Genomic DNA, 19,758 nt, shown 5'->3' on the forward strand with positions numbered 1-19,758 from the left:
CGTGAGCGAGGCGCCTTACACGGAGGCGGTGGCCCGCATGCAGATCCGGCCTGATGCGTCCAGGGTGACGCCTTCCCAGCCCTGGCTGTTGGTGCGGCCGCAGACGGAAAAGGTCTGGTTGGCGGTCATAGGCGACACGCCCCGGTGCCGGAAGCGGACCGGAACCCGGCCGAGCGTGGCCGTCGCGAGGTTCATGAGCAGGGTCGCCTGAATTGGCCCATGAACCACGAGGTCGGCATAGCCCTCGACCTTGGTGGCGTAGGGTTGATCGTAATGAAATCGATGGCCGTTAAAGGTGATCGCCGAGTAGCGGAACAGCAGGGTCGGCGTCGCAAGCAATTGCCACACGGCCTCGTACTCGGAAGGATTGGCCCGCTCGGGCACCGTCTCCGAGCCGGTCTGAGCGCCCGCGGCCTCCCGGTAGACGATGTCCTGCCGTTCGCGGATCGCCACGCCCCGCGGTCCGATCACCTCGTGGGATACGGTGACGAAGCAGAGGCGCCCGCTGCGACCCTCCTTGAAGGCCACGTCCTGCAAGGTCTCGATCCGGGTGACGGCATCGCCTTCCCGGAGGGCGGACAGGGTCTCGACCTCGCCGCCGGCCCACATGCGGCGGGGCAGCGGGACCGGCGGCAGAAAGCCCCCCTTGGCGGCATGGCCGTCCGGGCCGAGGGCGGCCGCGGCCGGCGTCTCGGGTGCGAGGCACCAGTGGAACGCCGGCCATGCGTCTCCGTCCGGCACAGGCGCAAGGTGGGGCGCGAAGGTCGCCCGGAACTCCGCCATGAGCCGGGGCGTCACCAGATCCCGGCCCTCACGGCGCCGGCCGATCCAGTCCGCGAAGTCGTTTCCCATCGCCCCCTCCGTCACGCGGTCCGGCCGCCATCGACGGGCAGGTCGATCCCGGTGATGAACGCAGCCTCGTCGGATGCCAGGAACAGGGCCGCCGCCGCGATATCCTCGGCCGTCGAGAGGCGTCCGAGGGGAATGGTCGAAATGAACTTCGTCCGGTTCTCGGGCGTGTCCGGCACGCCCATGAATTCCTCCAGCAATCCGGTCGCCCCCATGACCGGGCAGAGGGCGTTCACCCGGATCTTCCAGGGTGCCAGTTCGAGGGCGAGGGAATGGGTGGCGAGGCTCGCCGCACCCTTCGACGCATTGTACCACGTGAGGCCGGGCCGGGGCCGAAGGGCCGCCGTCGAACTGACGTTGAGGATCACCCCGCCGCCGTTGTCGCGCATCACCGGCGCGGCCGAGCGGACGAAATGGAAGATCGACTTCACGTTCACCCTGAAGACGCGGTCGAAATCCTCCTCCGTCACTTCCATCAGCGGCTTGTTGCGATGGGTGGTGCCGGCATTGTTGACGAGGATGTGTGCTGCGCCGAAGCGCTTGCCCGTCTCCTCCACCACCGCCGCGACATCCGCCGCCGACCCGACATCGGCGGTGAGGGCGATGGCTCGATCGCCGAGGGTGCGCGCGAGCGATTCCACGGCGTCCGGCCGGATATCGACCAGGGCGACCCGGGCGCCCTCCGCGACGAAGCGCTCCGCGATGCCGGCACCGAAACCGCCGCCCGCACCTGTGACGATGGCGATCTTGCCCTCAAGCCGCATGGTATCCTCCCGGTGTCGCTTGTGTCGTTTCAGACTATCGCCGCGCCGAACTCTTCGCGGATCCGCGCGCTATGCTCGCCGACCGCCGGAACCGGCCCGAGGGGCCGCACTTCGCCATCGACGAGGACCGGTGGCGCCACGATCCGCGCCGTTCCGGCAGGCGTCTCGACCTCAGTACGGACCAGGGCGGGATGTGTGGCAAGATCGGCGAGGGTGTTGACGAAGCCGTATGCGGTGCCCGCCGCCTTGAGCCGCGCCGCGGCTTCATCCCGGGTCAGAAGGCCGATGACCTGCCCGATCCGGCCATCGACCGCAGCGCGGTTGGCGACGCGGGCATTGTTGGAGCCGTACCCTTCGGCACGGGCCAGATCCGGCTCGCCGAGGACGCGGTCGCAGAAGGAGGCCCATTCCCGCTCATTCTGAATGGAGATCAGCACGAGGCTTTCGTCCGCAGTCCGGTACGCGCCGTAGGGGCTGATCGAGGGGTGGGCGAGGCCGAGGCGCTCTGGCGTGCGTCCGGTCCCCTCGTAATAGAGCAGCGGCACGTTCATCCAGTCCGCCGCGCCGCTGAACAGGCTGACTTCCAGCGCGGCGCCCTCCCCCGTGATGCCCCTGGCGATCAGGGCCTCCAGCACGGCGGCATGGGCATCCATTCCGCAGGCGACGTCGCAGACGGAGACGCCGACCCTCCCTGGTCCGGCGGGGTGTCCGGTGATTCCCGCCAGTCCGCTTTCGGCCTGCACGAGCAGATCGTAGGCCTTCATGTCGGCGTAGGAATGCCCCGTTCCGTACCCGGTGATGTCCACCGTGATCAGACGCGGATGGCGGCGGCGAAGCTCGGCCGAGCCGAAACCCGCCCGCGCCGCTGCGCCCGGCGCGAGATTCTGAACGAAGACATCCGTCGTCTCCAGGATGCGATGCAGGAGGGCGGCATCGCCCCGGTCCTTGATATCGGCGACGAGGCTTTCCTTGCCGCGATTGAGCCAGACGAAATAGCTCGCAAGACCGTTCACCGCCGCATCGTAGCCGCGGGCGAAATCACCTTCCGGACGTTCGATCTTGATGACGCGGGCCCCGGCATCGGCGAGGCGGGAGGTGCAGTAAGGTGCTGCCACCGCCTGTTCGAGGGCCAGGACCGTAAGGCCCTTCAGCGGAAGCGATCTCGTGCGGCCTTGTCCGTCCGGCGGCATGCTGTTCCCCCTGGCCCCGTTCGGCCCGTGCGACCGAGCCGGTTCTTCTTGGCGTTCGTCCTGACATGGCGCAGGGCGCCTGCCCTGTCCAACCCTCAGGGATGGGCTCGCCCGGCCGTTCGTTAATCCGACGCCGAATGCGCCGATTCATTCACAGAGTGAGGCTCACTAATTTCACAAAACCTCGAGTTTAGTTTATGCGCACAGACTTTGGTGTTTCGCGATAAAAGCAGCATTGAGCGCTTGAAAACAGCGCGGTGATGATGAAATTGCGATCGGACGAATCAGATAAAGGGGCCCGAAATTATGTCGGACGACATGGCGCAACCTGCGGCTGACGATATGATGCACCAACTCAGCCTTTACGTGAGTGATGTCATCTCCGCATACGTGGCCAACAATCCTTTGCCTGCTGCGGAGCTTCCAGCGCTCATCGGCAGCGTCCATGCGGCCCTCAAGCGCCTCGCCGAGACCGACACGGCGGATTCGGGTAAGGATGCGGAGAGGGTGCAGAAGCCGACCAACGCGGAGATCCGCAAGTCCATCGGGCGCGATGGTCTGGTCAGCTTCATCGACGGCAAGGTCTACAAGACCCTGAAGCGCCACCTGTCCAGCCACGGGCTCGATCCCGAGAGTTACCGCGAGCGTTTCGGCCTGCCGAGCGACTATCCGATGGTCGCCCCGAGCTATGCCGCCCGCCGCTCCGCCCTGGCCAAGGAAATCGGCCTCGGCCGCCCGGGGGCCCTCGCCGCCCGGCAGGCCAAGCGGGACGCCGCCTGACGCGAAGCGGGCGCGCCGTGACCGTCGCGTGAGACAACGGCAGATCTTCGTCGCCACCATTCCTGTCATGCCTATTATTCGGGCTGGACCGCATGCTTGCGGCTGACTACCGAATGGCTGAAACGACCCAGGGAGGTACGACATGACCGCTGTTGTCTTTGCGATAACGCGCGCGTCGGCTTCGAACGATGCGGACATTCGCCAACGGAAGGCCGAGGCGGAGACGCTTCACTCGGCCCTCCGCGCCGACAGGAAGGCCCGCGATGAGCGCACCGCCCGTCTCCGCGCCATGCTGATGGCCGTGGGTGAAGAACCGGGCTGCTGAACGCCTCTTTTGTTTAGCCGTGCGGGGATACGCCGCCTGCGCATAGGACTGCCGCGATACCGCGCCTCGGCCTCGTCGCACGCAGTATGATGTCTCCGCGGATGGCGGAACGGCCTTGACCTGCCGTCGAGCATGATCCTTGCTCCGCCAGCTTCAACTGGCCACGAGACGAGGCGACGGTGCTCCTCACCCCCCGCGAGAAGGACAAGCTGCTCATCGCGATGGCGGCGCAGGTGGCGCGCAACCGCCTCGCCCGGGGCGTGAAGCTCAACCATCCCGAGGCCGTGGCGCTGATCTCGGACTTCGTGGTTGAGGGTGCCCGCGACGGGCGGACGGTCGCCGAGCTGATGGCCGCCGGGGCCTCGGTGCTGACCGCCGACCAAGTGATGCCCGGCATCCCCGAGATGATCCACGACATCCAAGTGGAGGCCACCTTCCCGGATGGCACGAAGCTCGTCACCGTCCATCATCCGATCCGCGGCGCCCCCTCCCAGGACGTGCCGGGCGCGGTGACGACCGAGCCGGGGGAGATCGTGTTCAATGCCGGTGCGGAGCGGACGGTGATCGAGGTCGCCAATTCGGGCGACCGGCCGATCCAGGTCGGCTCGCACTACCACTTCTTCGAGGCCAATCCGGGCCTCGTCTTCGACCGGGCCCAGGCCAGGGGAAAGCGTCTCGACATCGCCCCCGGCACGGCTGTGCGGTTCGAGCCTGGTTCGACGCGGCAGGTTACCCTGGTGCCCCTGTCGGGTGAGCGGATCGTCCACGGCTTCCGCGGCGACGTGATGGGCAAGTTGTGATGCAGGCTCTGCAAGGCCGGAGGCCGAGGTCGTGAGCAATTCCCCCAAGCCGGCGAGCCTGCCCCGCTCCGCTTATGCCGACATGTTCGGACCCACGGTGGGCGACCGGATCCGCCTCGCCGACACCTCCCTGGAGATCACCGTCGAACGAGACTTCACCACTTATGGTGAGGAGGTGAAGTTCGGCGGCGGGAAGGTCATCCGCGATGGGATGGGCCAATCCCAAGCGCCGAACGCGGCCGGCGCGGTCGATACCGTCATCACCAACGCCGTGGTGCTGGACCACTGGGGCATCGTGAAGTGCGATGTCGGCATCGTGCGCGGACGCATCGCGAAGCTCGGCAAGGCCGGCAACCCGGATGTGCAGCCGGGCGTCGATATCGTCGTCGGCCCGGGGACGGAGGTGATCGCGGGGGAGGGCAAGATCCTCACCGCGGGCGGGTTCGACAGCCACATCCACTTCATCTGCCCGCAGCAGATCGAGGAGGCCCTGTGCTCGGGCATCACGACGATGCTCGGCGGCGGCACGGGTCCGGCGCACGGCACCTTCGCCACCACCTGCACGCCCGGCCCCTGGCATATCGCGCGGATGATCGAGGCGGCGGATGCCTTCCCGATGAACCTCGCCTTCGCCGGCAAGGGTAACGCCTCGAGGCCGGAGAGTCTGATCGAGATGGTCCGCGGCGGCGCCTGCGCCCTGAAGCTTCACGAGGATTGGGGCACGACGCCGGCAGCCATCGACACCTGCCTGAGTGTGGCCGACGCCCACGACGTGCAGGTGATGATCCACACGGACACGCTCAACGAATCGGGCTTCGTCGAGGACACGATCGCCGCCTTCAGAGGCCGGACGATCCACGCCTTCCACACCGAGGGCGCGGGCGGCGGGCACGCGCCGGACATCATCAAGGTCGCGGGGCTGGCCAACGTGCTGCCCTCGTCCACGAATCCGACGCGGCCCTACACCCGCAACACCATCGACGAGCATCTCGACATGCTGATGGTGTGCCACCACCTCGATCCGTCGATTCCGGAGGATCTCGCCTTCGCCGAGAGCCGTATCCGCAAGGAGACCATCGCGGCGGAGGATATCCTCCACGATATCGGCGCCCTCTCGATGATGTCGTCGGACAGCCAAGCCATGGGCCGGGTCGGCGAGGTCGTCATTCGCACGTGGCAGACCGCGGACAAGATGAAACGGCAGCGCGGTGCCCTCCCGGGGGACGCCTCCGGCACGGACAACCTCCGCGCCCGGCGCTACGTGGCCAAGTACACGATCAATCCTGCCATCGCGCACGGCGTGTCCCGGCATATCGGTTCGGTAGAACCGGGTAAGCTCGCCGACCTCGTGCTGTGGACCCCGGCCTTCTTCGGCGTAAAGCCCGACCTCGTGCTCAAGGGCGGCGCCATCGCCGCCGCGCCAATGGGTGACCCGAACGCGTCGATCCCGACGCCGCAGCCGGTTCACTACCGGCCGATGTTCGGCGCCTACGGCCGCGTGCCCTATTCCACCGCCCTCACCTTCGTCTCGAAAGCCGCCCTGGAGGACGGATTGCGCGAGCGCATCGGCGTGCAGAAGGAGATGGCGGCCGTGGAGAACGTCCGCGGCGGCATCTCCAAGAAGAGCATGGTGCTCAACGACGCGACCCCGGTGATCGAGGTTGATCCCGAGACCTACGACGTGCGTGCCGACGGGGAACTGCTGGTCTGCGAGCCGGCCGACGTGTTGCCCATGGCGCAGCGGTACTTCTTGTTTTGATCCGCGCCGTCATCACGAGCAATTCGAAGCAATGACGACGCGGGACTGGACGCCTGGGACATGACATCGTGATCCGCGCCACACGCCTCCTGCGCGCCGGCCATCTGAACGGCGGCGAGATCGTCGACCGCGTCGTGCTGGACCACGGCGACCGGCACCGCCGCCGCACCGCCATGCGTGGCGTCGGCGGCATTGCCTTCCTGCTCGACCTGCCCGACGCCGCCGTTCTCAATGATGGCGACGCCCTCGTTCTGGAGAATGGCCGCCTCGTCTGGGTGGAGGCGGCCCCTGAGCGGCTTCTGGAAATCCGCGCGCCGAGCGAGCACGCCCTCCGGCGGCTGATCTGGCATATCGGCAACCGGCACATCCCCGCTGAGATCGGGCCGGATGCGGTCTGGATCGCCCACGATCATGTCCTGGCCGAGATGGTTCGCGGCCTCGGCGGCACGGCCGAGCCCGTGGACCGCCCCTTCCGCCCGGAAGGCGGCGCCTATGCCGGCGGTCATGGGCATTCCCACTCCCATGACTGAGGCTGCCGCCGAGGCGTTGCAACTCTTCGCGTGGCTCTCGCCCGGCTATCCGGTCGGGGCCTACGCCTATTCCCACGGCCTCGAGGCGGCGGTCGAAGCCGGTGATGTGACGGGCGAAGACAGCTTGAGAGCCTGGCTCTCCGACGTCTGCGAGCATGGGTCCCTGCGCAACGACCTCATCCTCGTCGCCCATGCCCATGCTGCGGCCGGGATGGCGTGCGCGGACGACCTCGCCGATCTCAACAATCTCGCCCTCGCTCTCGCCCCGTCCCGGGAGCTGCATCTGGAGACCAGTCAGCAGGGCCGGAGCTTCCTCGATGCGACGGTGGGGGCATGGCCATGCCCGGCGCTTCTGGACCTAGCTTCGATGCTGACTGGTCCGGTCGCCTACCCCGTGGCCGTCGGTGCTGCGGCGGGCGCGCACGGGATGGCGATCGGCCCGGTGCTCGCCGCCTATGCCCTTGCCTTCGTCCAGAACCTCGTCTCGGCGGCGCTGCGCTCCGCCCCCGTCGGCCAGGCTGCCGGCACCCGCGTGGTCGCGGCCCTCACCCCAGGGCTGGTGTCCCTGGCTCAGGCGGCGTTGACGGCGGGGCTCGACGACATCGGTTCCGCGTGCCTGCGCCTCGATCTCGGGTCTTTCCGCCACGAGACGCAGTATTCCCGCATCTTCAGATCGTGAGGCTTTCGTCATGAGCGCTTCTGCCAACGGCCCCCTGCGCGTGGGCATCGGCGGGCCGGTCGGTTCCGGCAAGACGGCCCTGATGGAGCAGTTGTGCAAGCGGTTCCGCGACCGCTACGAGATCTGTGCGATCACCAATGACATCTACACGAAGGAGGATGCGCGCATCCTGACGGTGGCGGGCGCTCTCCCCGAGGAACGCATCCTCGGCGTCGAGACCGGCGGATGCCCGCATACGGCGATCCGCGAGGATGCCTCGATCAACCTTGCCGCGGTGGCGCAGATGCGCTCGCGTTTTCCCAAACTCGATCTCGTGCTGATTGAATCCGGTGGCGACAACCTCGCGGCGACGTTTTCTCCGGAACTCGCCGATATCACCCTCTACGTGATCGATGTCGCGGGGGGCGAGAAGATCCCGCGGAAGGGGGGCCCCGGCATCACCCGCTCGGATCTGCTGATCGTCAACAAGACCGATCTGGCACCGCTCGTCGGCGCGGACCTGACGGTGATGGAATCCGACACGAAACGGATGCGGGGCGAACGCCCCTACGTCTTCGCCTCCCTCCGGGCCGGCGACGGAGCCGACACCGTCGCGCGGTTCATCGAAGAGGCGGGTGGGCTTGGCCGCTGATCTGCCGCCCGCAACCGCGGGCGTCGGGCGTCACGATAGAGATTGAGTGACGGCGTGCCGTCAGTGCTCCGCCGATGCCGAGCGGGTGCGCGCGGTGGTCGGCGTTCCCATGAGAGCGTCCAGGCGATTCATCCGGGCGGCGAAACCGTCCGCCGCGGCCCTCTTTGCCTTCGCGGCGGGGCTTGCATCGGTCTTGGTGTGGTAGATCGGACGGGCTTCGGCCGCCAGCGGCGCAAGGGCCAGGACGACACCGAAAGTGAGAATGCGGGAAGCGTTCTTCATCGGAGAGTTCTCGGCTGGCTCGCCGCACGCGGCGGCGCATGCGCCTCCGTGTAAATTCGGCTTGGCCGTTCCTGCGTGCGCTGGCGCACCCGTGAAACGATTGCGGGGTTGCCGGCTAAAATTGAACCGCCAAGCCCGCAAACCGTTCATCCTCTACCGGGCAGCGATCTGGCCCGTGGTCGAGGGGGTGCAGTCGATGCGGCGTGTCCGGTGGCTCACGGCCTTGCCGTTTCTCGGCATGCTGATCGGCCCGTATTTCCTGAACCGGGTCGAACCCTTCATCTTGGGTCTCCCGTTCTTGCTGGCTTGGCTGGTGATCTGCGTCCTCACCACGAGCGTGGTGATGGCCATCGTCTACGTCACCGATCCGCAGAATCGCGTCCCGGAGGACGGCCGATGAGCGCCGCCCTCATCATCGTGGCCGCGGCCTTCGCCGCCGCCCTCGCCCTCGGACTGCGCGCCCGCGCCGGCCGGACGATGGGGCTGGAGCAATGGACCGTCGGCGGCCGGGGCTTCGGCACCGCCTTCGTCTTCCTGCTGATGGCCGGGGAAATCTACACGACCTTCACCTTCCTCGGCGGATCCGGCATCGCCTACGGCAAGGGTGGCCCGGCCTACTACATTCTCTGCTACCTCACCCTGGCCTACGTGACATCCTATTGGCTGCTGCCGCCGGTCTGGCGTTACGCCAAGGAGCGCCGCCTGTTCACCCAACCCGATTTCTTTGCGGCGAAATACGAGAGCCCGGCGCTCGGCATGCTGGTGGCCCTCGTCGGTCTGGTGGCCCTCGTTCCCTACATGGTGCTGCAGTTCAAGGGCCTCGGCATCATCGTCTCGACGGCGTCGTACGGCGCGATTTCACCCGCTGTCGCGGTCTGGATCGGGGCCGTCGCCGTGACGGTCTACGTGGTCGTCTCGGGTGTCCATGGATCCGCGTGGACGGCCGTCCTGAAGGATATCAGCATCCTCGGCGTGGTGGTCTTCCTCGGCATTTACCTCCCGCTTCGCTATTACGGCGGGTATCAGGCGATGTTCGAGGCCATCGAGGCGCAGAAGCCGGGCTTCCTCGCCCTGCCGGCCCAGGGCCAGAGCCCGACTTGGTTCGCGACGACTACGCTGCTCACAGCGCTCGGCGCTTACATGTGGCCGCATACGTTCGGATCGCTCTACACCGCGAAGGAGCCGCGATCCTTCCGGCGCAACGCTGCCATCCTGCCCCTGTACCAACTCATCAACCTGTTCGTATTCGTCGTCGGGTTCGCCGCCGTGCTGCAAGTGCCGGGGCTCACGGGGCCGAACGTCGACCTGGCCCTGTTCAAGATATCGCTGCAGACATTTCCGCCGTGGTTCATCGGTGTCATCGGCGCCACCGGCGTGCTCACCGCTTTGGTCCCGGGATCGATGATCCTGATCGCCGCATCGACGCTCCTGGCCAACAACATCGTGCGGCCCCTTCGGCCGGGCATGGGTGATGCGGCCACCGCAGCGCTGTCGAAGGCGTTCGTCCCGGTGATGGCCCTGGTGTGCGTCGGCTTCACCTTGTCGGGCGGCGACACCATCGTGCAGCTGCTTCTCATGGGCTACAACTTTGTCACGCAGCTCTTCCCATGCTTCATTACCAGCCTCATGGCGCGCAATCCCCTCGACCGGCGGGCGGCGGCGGCCGGGATCCTTGCGGGCGTCGCCACGGTGGCGTTGACCAGCCTCGGCGGGTTCAGCCTCGCCCGCTATCCGCAACTCGGACCGCTTCGCGATGTGAATATCGGCGTGCTGGCACTGGTCGTGAATCTGGCTGTTACAGCCGCCGTCGCGCTGGTAACCCGGCCATCGCTTCGCGCGCAGGCGGCGGAGTAAGCACGGCACCCTCCCGCCGCGTCCGTTACAAGCAGGGCTGGGGTGTTCATTCGCCCCGCTGGGCGGTGAGCCATGACGCACCAAGGACCGCCACGCTGACCAGTGCGACGAGGAGCGTCGAGGCAGCGTTGATCTCCGGGTTCACCCCGAGACGGACCTGACTGTAGAGCCGCATCGGCAGGGTGGTGGCGCCCGGACCCGACACGAAGCTCGCGATCACAAGGTCATCGAGGGACAGGGTAAAGGCCAGGAGGGCGCCGGCGGCAATGGCTGGCGCAAGGAGTGGCAGGGTGATCGTCGCGAGAACCCGCAGCGGGCCTGCGCCGAGATCGGCTGCCGCCTCTTCCAGCGAGCGGTCGAGCCCGCGCAACCGGGCGGAGACGACGACGGCGACGAAGCCCGTGCAGAAGGTCGCGTGGGCGATGGCGATGGTGAGAAGACCGCGGTCCAAGCCGATGCCGATGAACAGCAGGAGCAGGGACAAACCGATCATCACCTCGGGCATGACCATCGGCCCGTAGACCAAGCCGGTGAACAGCGAGCGGCCCCGGAAACGCCCGTGCCGTTCGAGGGCGAGGGCAGCAAGCGTGCCGAGCGCTGTGGCGATCACGCTCGCAAGAAGGGCGACCCGCAGGGAAACCCAGGCGGCGGCGATCAGCGGCGCATCGGCGAACAGTGCGGCATACCACTTCGTCGAGAAGCCTCCCCAGACGGTCACGAGGCTCGAGGCGTTGAACGAGTAGGCCACCAGGACGAGGATCGGCGCGTAAAGGAACCCGAGCCCGAGCACGAGGGCCGCACGCGTGACGCCGCTCATGCCCCCTCCCCGTCCGCGCGCAGGCTGTCGCGGAACAGCACGACGGGGCCGATGACGATGGCGAGAAGGACCACCGCCACGGCGGCCGCGAGGGGCCAATCGCGGTTCGAGAAGAACTCGCTCCACAGGACCCGCCCGAGCATGAGCGTCTCGGATCCGCCAAGAAGGTCGGGGATGACGAATTCCCCCACCATCGGAATGAAGCACAGCCCCGCCCCCGCCGCGATCCCGGGCAGGCTGAGCGGCAGCGTGACGCTCCAGAATACCCGCACCGGGCCTGCGCCGAGATCCGCCGCAGCCTCCCGCAGTGTCGGATCAAGCCGGTTCATCACCGCGTAGAGGGGCAACACCATGAAGGGCAGGTAGGCGTAGACGAGGCCGATCATCACCGCGGCATCGGTGTTCAGGATCACCAGCGGATGGGTGATGATGCCGAGCTTGAACAGGATGAGGTTGAGCAGGCCCTCCTGTTTCAAGATGGCGATCCAGGCGTAGATGCGGATGAGGAAGCTCGTCCAGAACGGGACCACGACCAGGGCGACCATCACCGGCTGCCAGCGGCGTGGGGCGCGGGCCAGGGCATAGGCGATGGGCATGCCGATGGTAACGAGGACGACCGTGGCCGCGCCGGCATAGGCGAGGGAGCCGAGGATCGCCGCCTGATAGAGGTCATCCCGGGCCAGGGTGAGGTAGTTGTCGAAGTCCAGGGCCTCGAAGAAGCTCGACCACCCGTCGAGGCCACCCTGCCAATCAAGCAGCGGGAGGTAGGGCGGGATCGCCGTCGCCGGCTCCGACAGGCTGATCTTCAGCGTGACGAGGAACGGCAAAAGGAAGAAGAGGCCAAGCCATACGAACGGAGGCAGCCGAAGAAAGCGGGCGACGATCCGGTCCTGTTTCGGTGCGCCCATGATGGCTTCAATCCGGGAGGATCACGGCGTCTGCCGGGTCGAAACCGACCGTGGTCCCGGTTCCACGCTCCGGCCCGGAACCCGGCGGCCCGCTGGCGCGCAGGGGCGTGCCGTCCGCCAGATGCAGCAGCCGACGGACCCGGTCGCCGAGGAAGGTCGTCTCCTCGACCGTCGCCGGCAATCCGTCCCCGCCGAGGATCAGGCTTTCCGGGCGGATCGCCACGACGACGGCCGTTCCCTCGGCCGCTGTGTCGACCCCATTGGCGGCAGCGCGGACGGCACCGTGCGCGGTGACCACTTCGCGCGTATCTTCGGCACCGGGCGGGCCGAGATGACCGGAGATGAGATTCACGTCCCCGAGCAGGCCGGCGACATAGCGGCTCACCGGGCGCCGGTAGAGTTCGGCCGGCGGCCCGACCTGAACGAGGCGCCCCCGTTCCATCACCCCGATCCGGTCTGCCAGCATCATGGCCTCTTCGGGATCGTGGGTGACCACGACGAAGCTCGTGCCCAGGCGCCGCTGCAGCCCTCGCAATTCCCCCTGGGTCTCCTCGCGCAGGCCCCGGTCGAGGGCGCCGAGTGGCTCGTCCAGCAGAAGCAGGGCGGGTTCCCGGGCGATGGCCCTGGCCAGGGCCACCCGCTGACGTTGGCCACCCGACAGTGTGTCGGGACGCCGATCCTGAAATCCCTCAAGCCTCACGAGTCGCAGCAACTCGGCGACCCGGGCTTCGGTCTTTGCCTTCGGCAGTCCCTTCAGGCCGTATCCAATATTGGCCACCACGCTCATATGCGGAAATAGGGCGTAGGACTGGAACATCATGTTGACCGGGCGCCTGTGCGGCGGAAGTCCGGTGACGTCGGCCCCGGCAACCTCGATGGTGCCTTCGGTCGGCGTCTCGAACCCGGCAACCATGCGCAGCAGAGTGCTCTTCCCGCAGCCGGACGGGCCGAGCAGACAAAAGAACTCTCCCGGCGTCAGCGCGAGGTCGAGGCCATCGACCGCGACGAAACTGCCGAACCGTTTGACGAGGCCTCGGACCCTCAGGGACGGCGCGGGCGCCAAGGGATCAGGAATCCTCGCGCAGGGCCTCGGCGACCCGCGCTTCCAGCAGGTCCGGGCGTCGCAGGACCAGTGCACCCCGGGTCCGGTCCACGAGCCCTTCGGCCGCCATCGCCGTGAATTCCCGTGTCACCTGCTCCCGGCGGCAACCGATCCGCGCCGCGAGGACATGGTGATACGGCGGCGGCGTCACGACCCGTTCGCCCCCCGCCCCGGCCCGCGGCACAGAAAGGCGCAGCAACTCCGCGTAGAGCCGATGCCGCAGGTCGAGGAGCGCGTGCTCCATGAGCCGTGTGTTCAACTCCCGCACCCGCTTGGCGAGGAGACGCATCAGCCGGTCCGCAATGGCTTCGGACGCGAACACGATCTGGCGGAACACACTCGCCGGCACGACGCAGACTTCGCCCCGGGTCAAGGCGGTCACGTTAGCCGATCGTCCGATCCCGTCGATGGCAGCGAGTTCGCCGAAGAATGCCCCGCCGCGCATCTCACCAAGGATCACCTCCTTGCCCGACTGCGTGCGGTTGAGGATGCGCACTTCGCCGGTGGCGATGAAATAGACGTCCGTGGAGATGTCGTCGAAGTCGACCAGGGTTTCGTTCTCATCGAACCGCCGCCAATGGCAGCGGTTTTCGAAGGTTGCGAGTTCGATCCCCGCATCCTTGAAAAACGGTATGGTCCCCAGGCGCGCCATCACCGATACACCTCGCCGTACCCCGCCGCTTCGGCTGCCGGCCGGCGTCCCCGGGAAAGACACTCACCGCCCGATCCCCCTTAAAATTGCGGGACCACGATGCGCGGGCGGCCGTCCGGCCAGTCAGCCGGGCTCCATTCGATGGTGGCCGCGGCTGTGCGCAGGGTCAAGCCATGACGACAGTGTGATTACGCCTTTGGGGTGGATCACGGCATACGGGTTGACACGACTCCACGACTCCGACCGATGCCGCACGTCTGCCACCTTTCTCCTCCCTCGCTCGCCGTGGCGACGGGGCGGCATCAGGCAACCCTCGGTGGCGCTTTCGAGCGATCGGGCCGGGGGCTGCACACGGGAAAACGCGCGACGGTGCGGGTCTCACCGGCACCGCCCGACCACGGGATCGTCTTCCGCAGGCGCTTCCGGAATGGAAGCAGCGTGGATATCCCGGCCCAGTGGCATCACCAGCACAGGCAGCCGGCCTGCACGGCCCTGCGGGCGGAGGGCGTGTTGGTCCGCACCGTCGAGCATTTGCTGGCTTCCCTTTACGCCCTCGGGATCGACAACGCCGTCGCCGAGATCGACGCCGAGGAACTGCCGATCTTCGACGGCAGTGCCGTCCCGTGGTGTGAGGGCATCGTAGGGGTCGGACGCAACGTTCAAGAAAGGCCGGTGCGGACCCTTCGCGTGATGCGGCCGGTGAGCGTGGTCGACCGGCATCGCCGCCTGTCGATCGGGCCCGGTCGCGGACTGACCGTGTCGGCGCATATCGCCCTCGCCCATCTCGGGCCGTTCGACTGGCACGGGCGGATCGATGCCGACGATTTCGCCGAGTCGATCGCGCCGGCGCGCAGCTTCGGGCGCTTCATCCGGGTGATGGCAGGTCGATCCTACGGTTTCATCACCCGCCGGCCCCTGCTGCAGGGCTGCGGAACCGGCTCAGCTGCTCTGTTGCTGGGGAAGCGTGTGATCGGTGGCCTGCGCATGTCTGACGAACTCGTCCGTCACCGGGTTCTCGACATCGTCGGCGATCTCGCCCTGGCGGGATACCCCGTCGAGGGGCACGTCATCGCCGAGCATACGTGCCACGACCTCAACCACGCCCTCGTCGCCGTGCTCATGCGCGACCGGGAGGCTTGGGAACTCGTGTGATGGCAGGACGCCTCAGGCCGACAGCGGGGCCGGTTCGAGATCGCTCGCGTACGCCACGGGCGCGAAGGCTCGCACCAGAGGCTGATCGAGCTTACCCCCCATCTCGTACATGATCTTGTAGGCCTCCCTTGCGGATAGGGGTGCCTTATAGGGACGCCGCTCGATCAGGGCTGCGAAGATATCGCAGATCGTCACCAGACGGACGAGGTCGGGGATCGCGTCACCGCGCAGACCGTCGGGGTAGCCGGTCCCGTCCAGCAGTTCGTGGTGAGACCGGACGACCTGTAACGTTTCCCGCGTGAAACCGCGGCCCTGAAGCATGTCGAAGCCGAGTGCCGCGTGCTCGGCCATGATATCGCGCTCGGGCGCGGTGAGAGGCCCAGGCTTATTGAGGATCGCGAGGGGGATCTTGGCCTTGCCGATGTCGTGAAGCAGCGCTCCCTTAGTGAGGGTATGCGCATCCTTGGCCTTGAAGCGCAGCGTCGAAGCGAAGGCCGCCGCCAATCCTGCAACAGTTAGGCAATGCCGATGCGTCACGTCGTCGAAAGCCGCGACGACGCTGAGCCAATCATGGACCTTCATGTCCTGGATGGCACGGTTCACGATCTCCGTTCCGTGATCCACGATATCCGGTGTGGGTCCCTCCTGGGTGAATAGCTCGGTGAAGGCCTGGCGGGCGGCTTTGACGTGTTCGACGGGGGTCGTCGGCCGGGCCGGGGCCGGATCGCCCGATAGTGTCTCGACCGTGCTCGCCAGCAGGGCGGCCGCCATCATCGCCGGCAGCGTCTTTGTTGCCCCCAGCATCGCGGCGTGGATCTCCCCCCGCTGCTGGTTGCCGTGGATCAGGTACAGCAACGGCGTCGCCGGACCCCGGACTTGGTAAAGGGCGCGTTTGATCCGGTCGATCGAATCGGAGTGCGGCGTGCGCACATCGGCGATGACCAGCCGGGCATCCATGGGAAGATCATCTTGATCATACAGGTCGTGGGCAACGGCTCCCCCGCCCACATTGCGTGCGAGTCGCTTTCCTCCTTCCGGATCGTCCGTCAGGATCAGAATGGTCCCCACCGCCTCAATCCTCTAGAGAAGAGTCTATTTTCTGACATTGATTGCACAGGCGCGCAATTCGCCGACTCGAGCCGTTCGTCGACTGTCTACCGAGGCGGATGCCAAATCGTTAATTGCCATGCGGAACGCGCCCTTGCCTCGTCGCCCGCACCCCGTCAGAACGCCGCAATGCTGCGCGTCAACGACCTGACTTACCGCATCGGCGAGCGCCTGATCCTCGACGCTGCGAGCTTCACCATCCCTGAGGGGGCCCATGTGGGGCTCGTCGGCCGCAACGGCGCGGGGAAGACGACCCTGTTCAAGGCGATCCTTGGGGACCTGCCGGTCGATGCCAAGGCGATCTCCCTGCCGAAGGGCATGCGCGTGGGTGCCGTGGCGCAGGAAGCGCCGGCCGGTCCCGAAACGCTTCACGCCGTCGTCCTCGCGGCGGACACGGAGCGCGCTCGGCTCCTGGCCGAGGCGGAGCACGCGGACGGTTTGCGCCGGGCGGAGATCGAGACGCGCCTCGTCGATATCGGCGCGCATTCCGCGCCGGCCCGGGCGGCGGCGATCCTGCACGGGCTCGGTTTCGACGCGTCGGCGCAGGCCCGGCCCTGCTCGGACTTTTCGGGCGGCTGGCGGATGCGCGTCGCCCTGGCGGCTGTCCTGTTCTCGGAGCCCGATCTCCTGCTGCTCGACGAGCCGACCAACTACCTCGACATCGAAGGCACGCTCTGGCTCTACGACTACCTGGAACGATACCCCCGGACGGCGATCGTGATCAGCCACGACCGGGATCTGCTCGACACCAGCGTCGATCACATCCTCCACCTCGACCGGGGGAAGCTGTCGATCTATCGCGGCGGCTACACCAGCTTCGCCCGGCAATTGTCCGAGAAGCGTACGCTGCAGGCCAAGGCGAAGGCCAAGCAGGACGTCGAACGGGCCCACCTCCAAAGCTTCATCGACCGCTTCAAGGCCAAGGCGACCAAGGCGCGGCAGGCGCAGTCGCGCATGAAGCGCCTCGCCAAGATGGAGCCCATCGCCGCCCTGCTCGATGACGACGTTCCGGTGATCCACCTGCCGAGCCCCGAAAAACCGCTTTCCCCGCCGATCGTGGCGATGGACCGGGTAAAGGCGGGCTACGGCGAGCGGGTGGTGCTATCCGGCCTCAATCTTAGCCTCGCGCCCGACGACCGGGTGGCGCTGCTCGGGGCCAACGGTAATGGCAAGTCGACGTTCTGCAAGCTGATCGGCGGGCGGCTCCCTCCCCTGGCGGGGGAGATGCGCCGCTCGTCCAAAATGGATGTCGCCTACTTCGCCCAGCACCAGCTCGACGAGCTGCGCCCGGCCGAAAGCGCCTACGCCCATGTCCGCACCCTGATGCCGGACGTGCCCGAGGCCAAGGTCCGATCGGCCACGGCCCGCCTGGGCTTCGGCGCCGCCAAGGCCGACACACCGGTCGAGAAGCTCTCGGGGGGCGAGAAGGCCCGCCTGCTGATGGGGCTCGCCGCCTTCCACGGCCCCCATCTCCTGATCCTCGACGAACCGACGAACCACCTCGACATCGAGAGCCGCCAAGCGCTCGTCGAAGCGATCAACGACTACGAGGGGGCGGTCATCCTCGTGAGCCACGACCGGTTCCTCATCGAGGCCTGCGCCGACCGCCTGTGGCTGGTTTCCGACGGTTCGGTGAAGACCTTCGACGGGGACATGGACGATTACCGCCGTCTCGTCCTGTCCGGGCCTGAGAGAGATGCCGAAAGGGCCACCGAACCATCCGGCGGCCAGAAGGCCGAGGCTCGCCGCGCCGGTGTGGAACGCCGGGCCGCCCTGGCACCGCTGCGCAAGAAGCTCGACGCGATCGAGGCGCGGATGGCCAAGCTCACGGCCGCCATCGAGAAGATCGACGTGGCGCTGGAGGACGGGAAGGCTTTTCGCGAGAATGCTGCCAAGGCCGGTGAGATCGCCAAGATGCGCGCCGATGCGGCAAGCGCCCTGGCCGCCGCCGAGGAGGAATGGCTCGAACTCTCGGGTGAGATCGAGGCGGCGATGGCCTAGGGCGCAGTCCGACGAGGTGGCTGCGAGCCTCACCGTCTTTGCGAGCGAAGCGAAGCAATTCAGGGCAGCGGGACATCTCAGACCTGAGCGGATCCCTGGGTTGCTTCGCTTCGCTCGCAATGACCGTCGGAATGACGTGATTCAACGCTGTCTGATAATGCTCATGTGCTCGTGCGCATGAACGAAGCGAGCGCATCGGAGCACGAGAGCTGGCACCGACCGGGCAGCGCCGTAAGGGCGGGAGACCGCCGCCGCCTGAGGTGCCGACGCGATCGAGGGTTACGCCTTTTCAATAATCCCCATGCGCATCTCAGCGTCATGCCGGGCTTTCGCTTCCTGTCTGGTTTGCCCCGTCAGTCGCAACATGCGAGAGAAACCGCATGCCCAGCCTCGACCCTTTGCGGCGCGCTCAATACTGGCTCTCTCTGATTGGAAAGCCCCGCAAGACGCGCTCGCCGCGGCTGCTCGTGATGGGCATCTGTCAGGCGGGCACGGTCGCCAGGGCGATGCGCTACCTTCTGCCGGACGCGCAGGTCGACTTCCTTTCGGTCTTCTCGGTCGGGCGCCGGTATCGCCGGCTGTCTGACCTGATCGCCCGGGCCGACCGTTACGATGCGGTCTTCACCAACATCTACCTTCCGCCGTTCCGCGATGGGGGCAGCATCCTCGATCTGCGTGCGCGCCCAAACGTACACGTGATCCCGACGATCGCCTTCGCGGCGTATCACCCGGACGTTGTCTCCATCGGGCGACAGGACCACGCGACCCTGCGCGGCCTTCTCTCCGGACCGATGGGCCATTCCCACTCTGCGGTGACGCTCTACGCCTTCCTAGCTGGATTGTCCGAAGCGCAGGCCCTGCGCCTCTTCAGCGAACCGGTATTCGAGCGTCTGGGCTATTTCGAATTCTGGAACGAGGCTGTGGCGAGCCTGCGCCGGCTCGGGGTGGAGGCGGGCTTCGATCTCGATCCGCATCTGGCGCGATGGGCCCGGCGCGGGTGCTTCATGCATTCGATCAACCATCCCAAGCTCTTCGTGATGACGGACATCGCCCGGGGCCTTCTCGGGAAGGCCGGCATTCCGTTCGAATCCTGCGACCTCGATGCGTTCCTTCCCGACGACCTGGGCGGGATGGGAAGCTGGCCGGTTTATCCGGAGATCGCACAGCATTATGGGGTGCCGGGAAGCGCCCTTTTCTTCAAGGCCGAGACACCTCGCTCGGGCCCGGCGCGGACCATGACCCGGGCCGCCTACGTGGCCGCCGCCTACGCCTATTACGGCAGGCGGCCCCGGGAGATGCTCGTGAGTCCGCGGGTGCAGGCGTGGCGCGCGGATCCTGCCACGGTCGAATTCCTCCGTGCCGCCGCCGGGCCCGGTTTGGATGCGGGTCAGCCCCTGACGCGGCGGCAGCCTCTTGGCGCTCAACAACTCGCGGGCCACGCCTCCTGAGCGGCGGCCCGGCCCTTGCGCCTCATGTGTGCGACCTCCGTCGCTCGATGTCCGACGATGGATCGTCGCAGGATTGGCCGCTTTCTTGGACAGGGCACCGGCGAGCGTTAGGAAGCGCGGGCCCGGCA

The 19,758-nt window shown here is 67.1% G+C and carries 21 protein-coding genes; 12 read left to right on the forward strand and 9 right to left on the reverse strand.

What is annotated here, in order from left to right; genetic code table 11:
- Positions 1-15: 15 nt before the first annotated feature.
- Genes MFF22_RS14905 through MFF22_RS14915 form a run of 3 tightly spaced genes read right to left on the reverse strand, consistent with a single transcriptional unit; the run spans position 16 to position 2,803 of the window.
- On the reverse strand, positions 16-852 hold the full coding sequence (locus MFF22_RS14905; RefSeq protein WP_238249744.1) for an HTD2 family dehydratase: 837 nt from the start codon (positions 850-852) through the stop codon (positions 16-18).
- Positions 853-863: 11 nt separating this feature from the next.
- Entirely contained in the window at positions 864-1,613 is a 750-nt protein-coding gene (locus MFF22_RS14910; RefSeq protein ID WP_238249745.1) for a glucose 1-dehydrogenase, read from the reverse strand.
- 29 nt (positions 1,614-1,642) lie between these two features.
- Positions 1,643-2,803: a CaiB/BaiF CoA transferase family protein gene (locus MFF22_RS14915; RefSeq protein WP_238249746.1), complete on the reverse strand. Its 1,161-nt coding sequence runs from the start codon at positions 2,801-2,803 to the stop codon at positions 1,643-1,645.
- 342 nt (positions 2,804-3,145) lie between these two features.
- Here MFF22_RS14915 and MFF22_RS14920 point away from each other — a divergent pair, with 342 nt between their 5' ends.
- The 7 genes from MFF22_RS14920 (at position 3,146) to ureG (ending at position 8,307) form a co-directional block, all read left to right on the forward strand.
- Positions 3,146-3,583 (forward strand): Ros/MucR family transcriptional regulator, encoded by a 438-nt coding sequence (locus tag MFF22_RS14920; protein ID WP_238249807.1) that lies wholly within the window; start codon positions 3,146-3,148, stop codon positions 3,581-3,583.
- Between the two features lie 142 nt (positions 3,584-3,725).
- Positions 3,726-3,908 (forward strand): hypothetical protein, encoded by a 183-nt coding sequence (locus MFF22_RS14925; protein WP_238249747.1) that lies wholly within the window; start codon positions 3,726-3,728, stop codon positions 3,906-3,908.
- A 179-nt stretch (positions 3,909-4,087) separates the two neighbouring features.
- Complete coding sequence (locus MFF22_RS14930; RefSeq protein ID WP_238249748.1) at positions 4,088-4,708, forward strand: urease subunit gamma; 621 nt, start codon at positions 4,088-4,090, stop codon at positions 4,706-4,708.
- 31 nt (positions 4,709-4,739) lie between these two features.
- Entirely contained in the window at positions 4,740-6,467 is a 1,728-nt protein-coding gene (ureC, locus tag MFF22_RS14935) for an urease subunit alpha (protein WP_283206182.1), read from the forward strand.
- 68 nt (positions 6,468-6,535) lie between these two features.
- Complete coding sequence (locus MFF22_RS14940; protein ID WP_238249749.1) at positions 6,536-6,997, forward strand: urease accessory protein UreE; 462 nt, start codon at positions 6,536-6,538, stop codon at positions 6,995-6,997.
- Positions 6,990-7,676, forward strand: a complete 687-nt coding sequence (locus MFF22_RS14945; RefSeq protein ID WP_238249750.1) for an urease accessory protein UreF — start codon at positions 6,990-6,992, stop codon at positions 7,674-7,676. Before MFF22_RS14940 ends, MFF22_RS14945 begins: the two co-directional genes overlap by 8 nt.
- A 10-nt stretch (positions 7,677-7,686) precedes the next feature.
- Positions 7,687-8,307, forward strand: a complete 621-nt coding sequence (ureG, locus tag MFF22_RS14950; RefSeq protein ID WP_238249751.1) for an urease accessory protein UreG — start codon at positions 7,687-7,689, stop codon at positions 8,305-8,307.
- 60 nt (positions 8,308-8,367) lie between these two features.
- On the opposite strand, the gene MFF22_RS14955 is transcribed toward ureG, so the two are convergent.
- Positions 8,368-8,589 carry a hypothetical protein gene (locus MFF22_RS14955; RefSeq protein WP_238249752.1) on the reverse strand — a complete coding sequence of 74 codons (222 nt, stop codon included), beginning with the start codon at positions 8,587-8,589 and terminating at the stop codon, positions 8,368-8,370.
- A gap of 121 nt (positions 8,590-8,710) precedes the next feature.
- Between MFF22_RS14955 and MFF22_RS14960 the strand changes: the two genes are divergently transcribed.
- Together MFF22_RS14960 and MFF22_RS14965 are read left to right on the forward strand one after the other, a co-directional pair.
- On the forward strand, positions 8,711-8,989 hold the full coding sequence (locus MFF22_RS14960; protein ID WP_238249753.1) for a DUF3311 domain-containing protein: 279 nt from the start codon (positions 8,711-8,713) through the stop codon (positions 8,987-8,989).
- Positions 8,986-10,443, forward strand: a complete 1,458-nt coding sequence (locus MFF22_RS14965) for a sodium:solute symporter family protein (protein ID WP_238249754.1) — start codon at positions 8,986-8,988, stop codon at positions 10,441-10,443. Before MFF22_RS14960 ends, MFF22_RS14965 begins: the two co-directional genes overlap by 4 nt.
- A gap of 46 nt (positions 10,444-10,489) precedes the next feature.
- Here the strand turns inward: MFF22_RS14965 and MFF22_RS14970 are convergent, their stop codons facing one another.
- From MFF22_RS14970 to MFF22_RS14985, 4 genes are read right to left on the reverse strand one after another with little or no spacing between them, the layout of a single operon-like run.
- Positions 10,490-11,260 carry an ABC transporter permease gene (locus MFF22_RS14970; protein ID WP_238249755.1) on the reverse strand — a complete coding sequence of 257 codons (771 nt, stop codon included), beginning with the start codon at positions 11,258-11,260 and terminating at the stop codon, positions 10,490-10,492.
- Positions 11,257-12,168, reverse strand: coding sequence for an ABC transporter permease (locus MFF22_RS14975; protein ID WP_238249756.1), 912 nt, complete (start codon positions 12,166-12,168; stop codon positions 11,257-11,259). The genes MFF22_RS14970 and MFF22_RS14975 overlap by 4 nt, the downstream gene beginning before the upstream one ends.
- 7 nt (positions 12,169-12,175) lie before the next feature.
- Positions 12,176-13,231, reverse strand: coding sequence for an ABC transporter ATP-binding protein (locus tag MFF22_RS14980; RefSeq protein ID WP_238249757.1), 1,056 nt, complete (start codon positions 13,229-13,231; stop codon positions 12,176-12,178).
- Positions 13,232-13,235: 4 nt separating this feature from the next.
- Positions 13,236-13,922: a Crp/Fnr family transcriptional regulator gene (locus MFF22_RS14985; RefSeq protein ID WP_238249758.1), complete on the reverse strand. Its 687-nt coding sequence runs from the start codon at positions 13,920-13,922 to the stop codon at positions 13,236-13,238.
- Positions 13,923-14,168: 246 nt separating this feature from the next.
- On the opposite strand from MFF22_RS14985, the gene MFF22_RS14990 reads away from it, so the two are divergent.
- The gene (locus MFF22_RS14990) at positions 14,169-15,074 is read left to right on the forward strand and encodes a UDP-3-O-acyl-N-acetylglucosamine deacetylase (RefSeq protein WP_238249759.1); all 906 of its coding nucleotides are present in this window, start codon (positions 14,169-14,171) and stop codon (positions 15,072-15,074) included.
- 12 nt (positions 15,075-15,086) lie between these two features.
- On the opposite strand, the gene MFF22_RS14995 is transcribed toward MFF22_RS14990, so the two are convergent.
- Positions 15,087-16,142, reverse strand: a complete 1,056-nt coding sequence (locus MFF22_RS14995; RefSeq protein ID WP_238249760.1) for an HD-GYP domain-containing protein — start codon at positions 16,140-16,142, stop codon at positions 15,087-15,089.
- Between the two features lie 168 nt (positions 16,143-16,310).
- Between MFF22_RS14995 and MFF22_RS15000 the strand changes: the two genes are divergently transcribed.
- A complete protein-coding gene (locus MFF22_RS15000) occupies positions 16,311-18,182 on the forward strand; it encodes an ABC-F family ATP-binding cassette domain-containing protein (protein WP_238249761.1) in 1,872 nt (623 codons plus the stop codon).
- Between the two features lie 380 nt (positions 18,183-18,562).
- Positions 18,563-19,630 (forward strand): WcbI family polysaccharide biosynthesis putative acetyltransferase, encoded by a 1,068-nt coding sequence (locus MFF22_RS15005; RefSeq protein WP_238249762.1) that lies wholly within the window; start codon positions 18,563-18,565, stop codon positions 19,628-19,630.
- Positions 19,631-19,758 lie beyond the last annotated feature (128 nt).

The sequence above is a fragment of the Methylobacterium persicinum genome (genome assembly GCF_022179525.1).
Classification (GTDB): Bacteria; Pseudomonadota; Alphaproteobacteria; order Rhizobiales; family Beijerinckiaceae; genus Methylobacterium; species Methylobacterium persicinum.

Excerpts from the sequence above, each read along its gene's own strand:
- MFF22_RS14905 (WP_238249744.1), bottom strand. The coding sequence starts at position 852 with ATGGGAAACGACTTCGCGGACTGGATCGGCCGGCGCCGTGAGGGCCGG.
- MFF22_RS14910 (WP_238249745.1), bottom strand. The coding sequence starts at position 1,613 with ATGCGGCTTGAGGGCAAGATCGCCATCGTCACAGGTGCGGGCGGCGGT.
- MFF22_RS14915 (WP_238249746.1), bottom strand. The coding sequence starts at position 2,803 with ATGCCGCCGGACGGACAAGGCCGCACGAGATCGCTTCCGCTGAAGGGC.
- MFF22_RS14920 (WP_238249807.1), top strand. The coding sequence starts at position 3,146 with ATGATGCACCAACTCAGCCTTTACGTGAGTGATGTCATCTCCGCATAC.
- MFF22_RS14925 (WP_238249747.1), top strand. The coding sequence starts at position 3,726 with ATGACCGCTGTTGTCTTTGCGATAACGCGCGCGTCGGCTTCGAACGAT.
- MFF22_RS14945 (WP_238249750.1), top strand. The coding sequence starts at position 6,990 with ATGACTGAGGCTGCCGCCGAGGCGTTGCAACTCTTCGCGTGGCTCTCG.
- ureG (WP_238249751.1), top strand. The coding sequence starts at position 7,687 with ATGAGCGCTTCTGCCAACGGCCCCCTGCGCGTGGGCATCGGCGGGCCG.
- MFF22_RS14955 (WP_238249752.1), bottom strand. The coding sequence starts at position 8,589 with ATGAAGAACGCTTCCCGCATTCTCACTTTCGGTGTCGTCCTGGCCCTT.
- MFF22_RS14965 (WP_238249754.1), top strand. The coding sequence starts at position 8,986 with ATGAGCGCCGCCCTCATCATCGTGGCCGCGGCCTTCGCCGCCGCCCTC.
- MFF22_RS14970 (WP_238249755.1), bottom strand. The coding sequence starts at position 11,260 with ATGAGCGGCGTCACGCGTGCGGCCCTCGTGCTCGGGCTCGGGTTCCTT.
- MFF22_RS14975 (WP_238249756.1), bottom strand. The coding sequence starts at position 12,168 with ATGGGCGCACCGAAACAGGACCGGATCGTCGCCCGCTTTCTTCGGCTG.
- MFF22_RS14985 (WP_238249758.1), bottom strand. The coding sequence starts at position 13,922 with ATGGCGCGCCTGGGGACCATACCGTTTTTCAAGGATGCGGGGATCGAA.
- MFF22_RS14990 (WP_238249759.1), top strand. The coding sequence starts at position 14,169 with ATGCCGCACGTCTGCCACCTTTCTCCTCCCTCGCTCGCCGTGGCGACG.
- MFF22_RS15000 (WP_238249761.1), top strand. The coding sequence starts at position 16,311 with ATGCTGCGCGTCAACGACCTGACTTACCGCATCGGCGAGCGCCTGATC.
- MFF22_RS15005 (WP_238249762.1), top strand. The coding sequence starts at position 18,563 with ATGCCCAGCCTCGACCCTTTGCGGCGCGCTCAATACTGGCTCTCTCTG.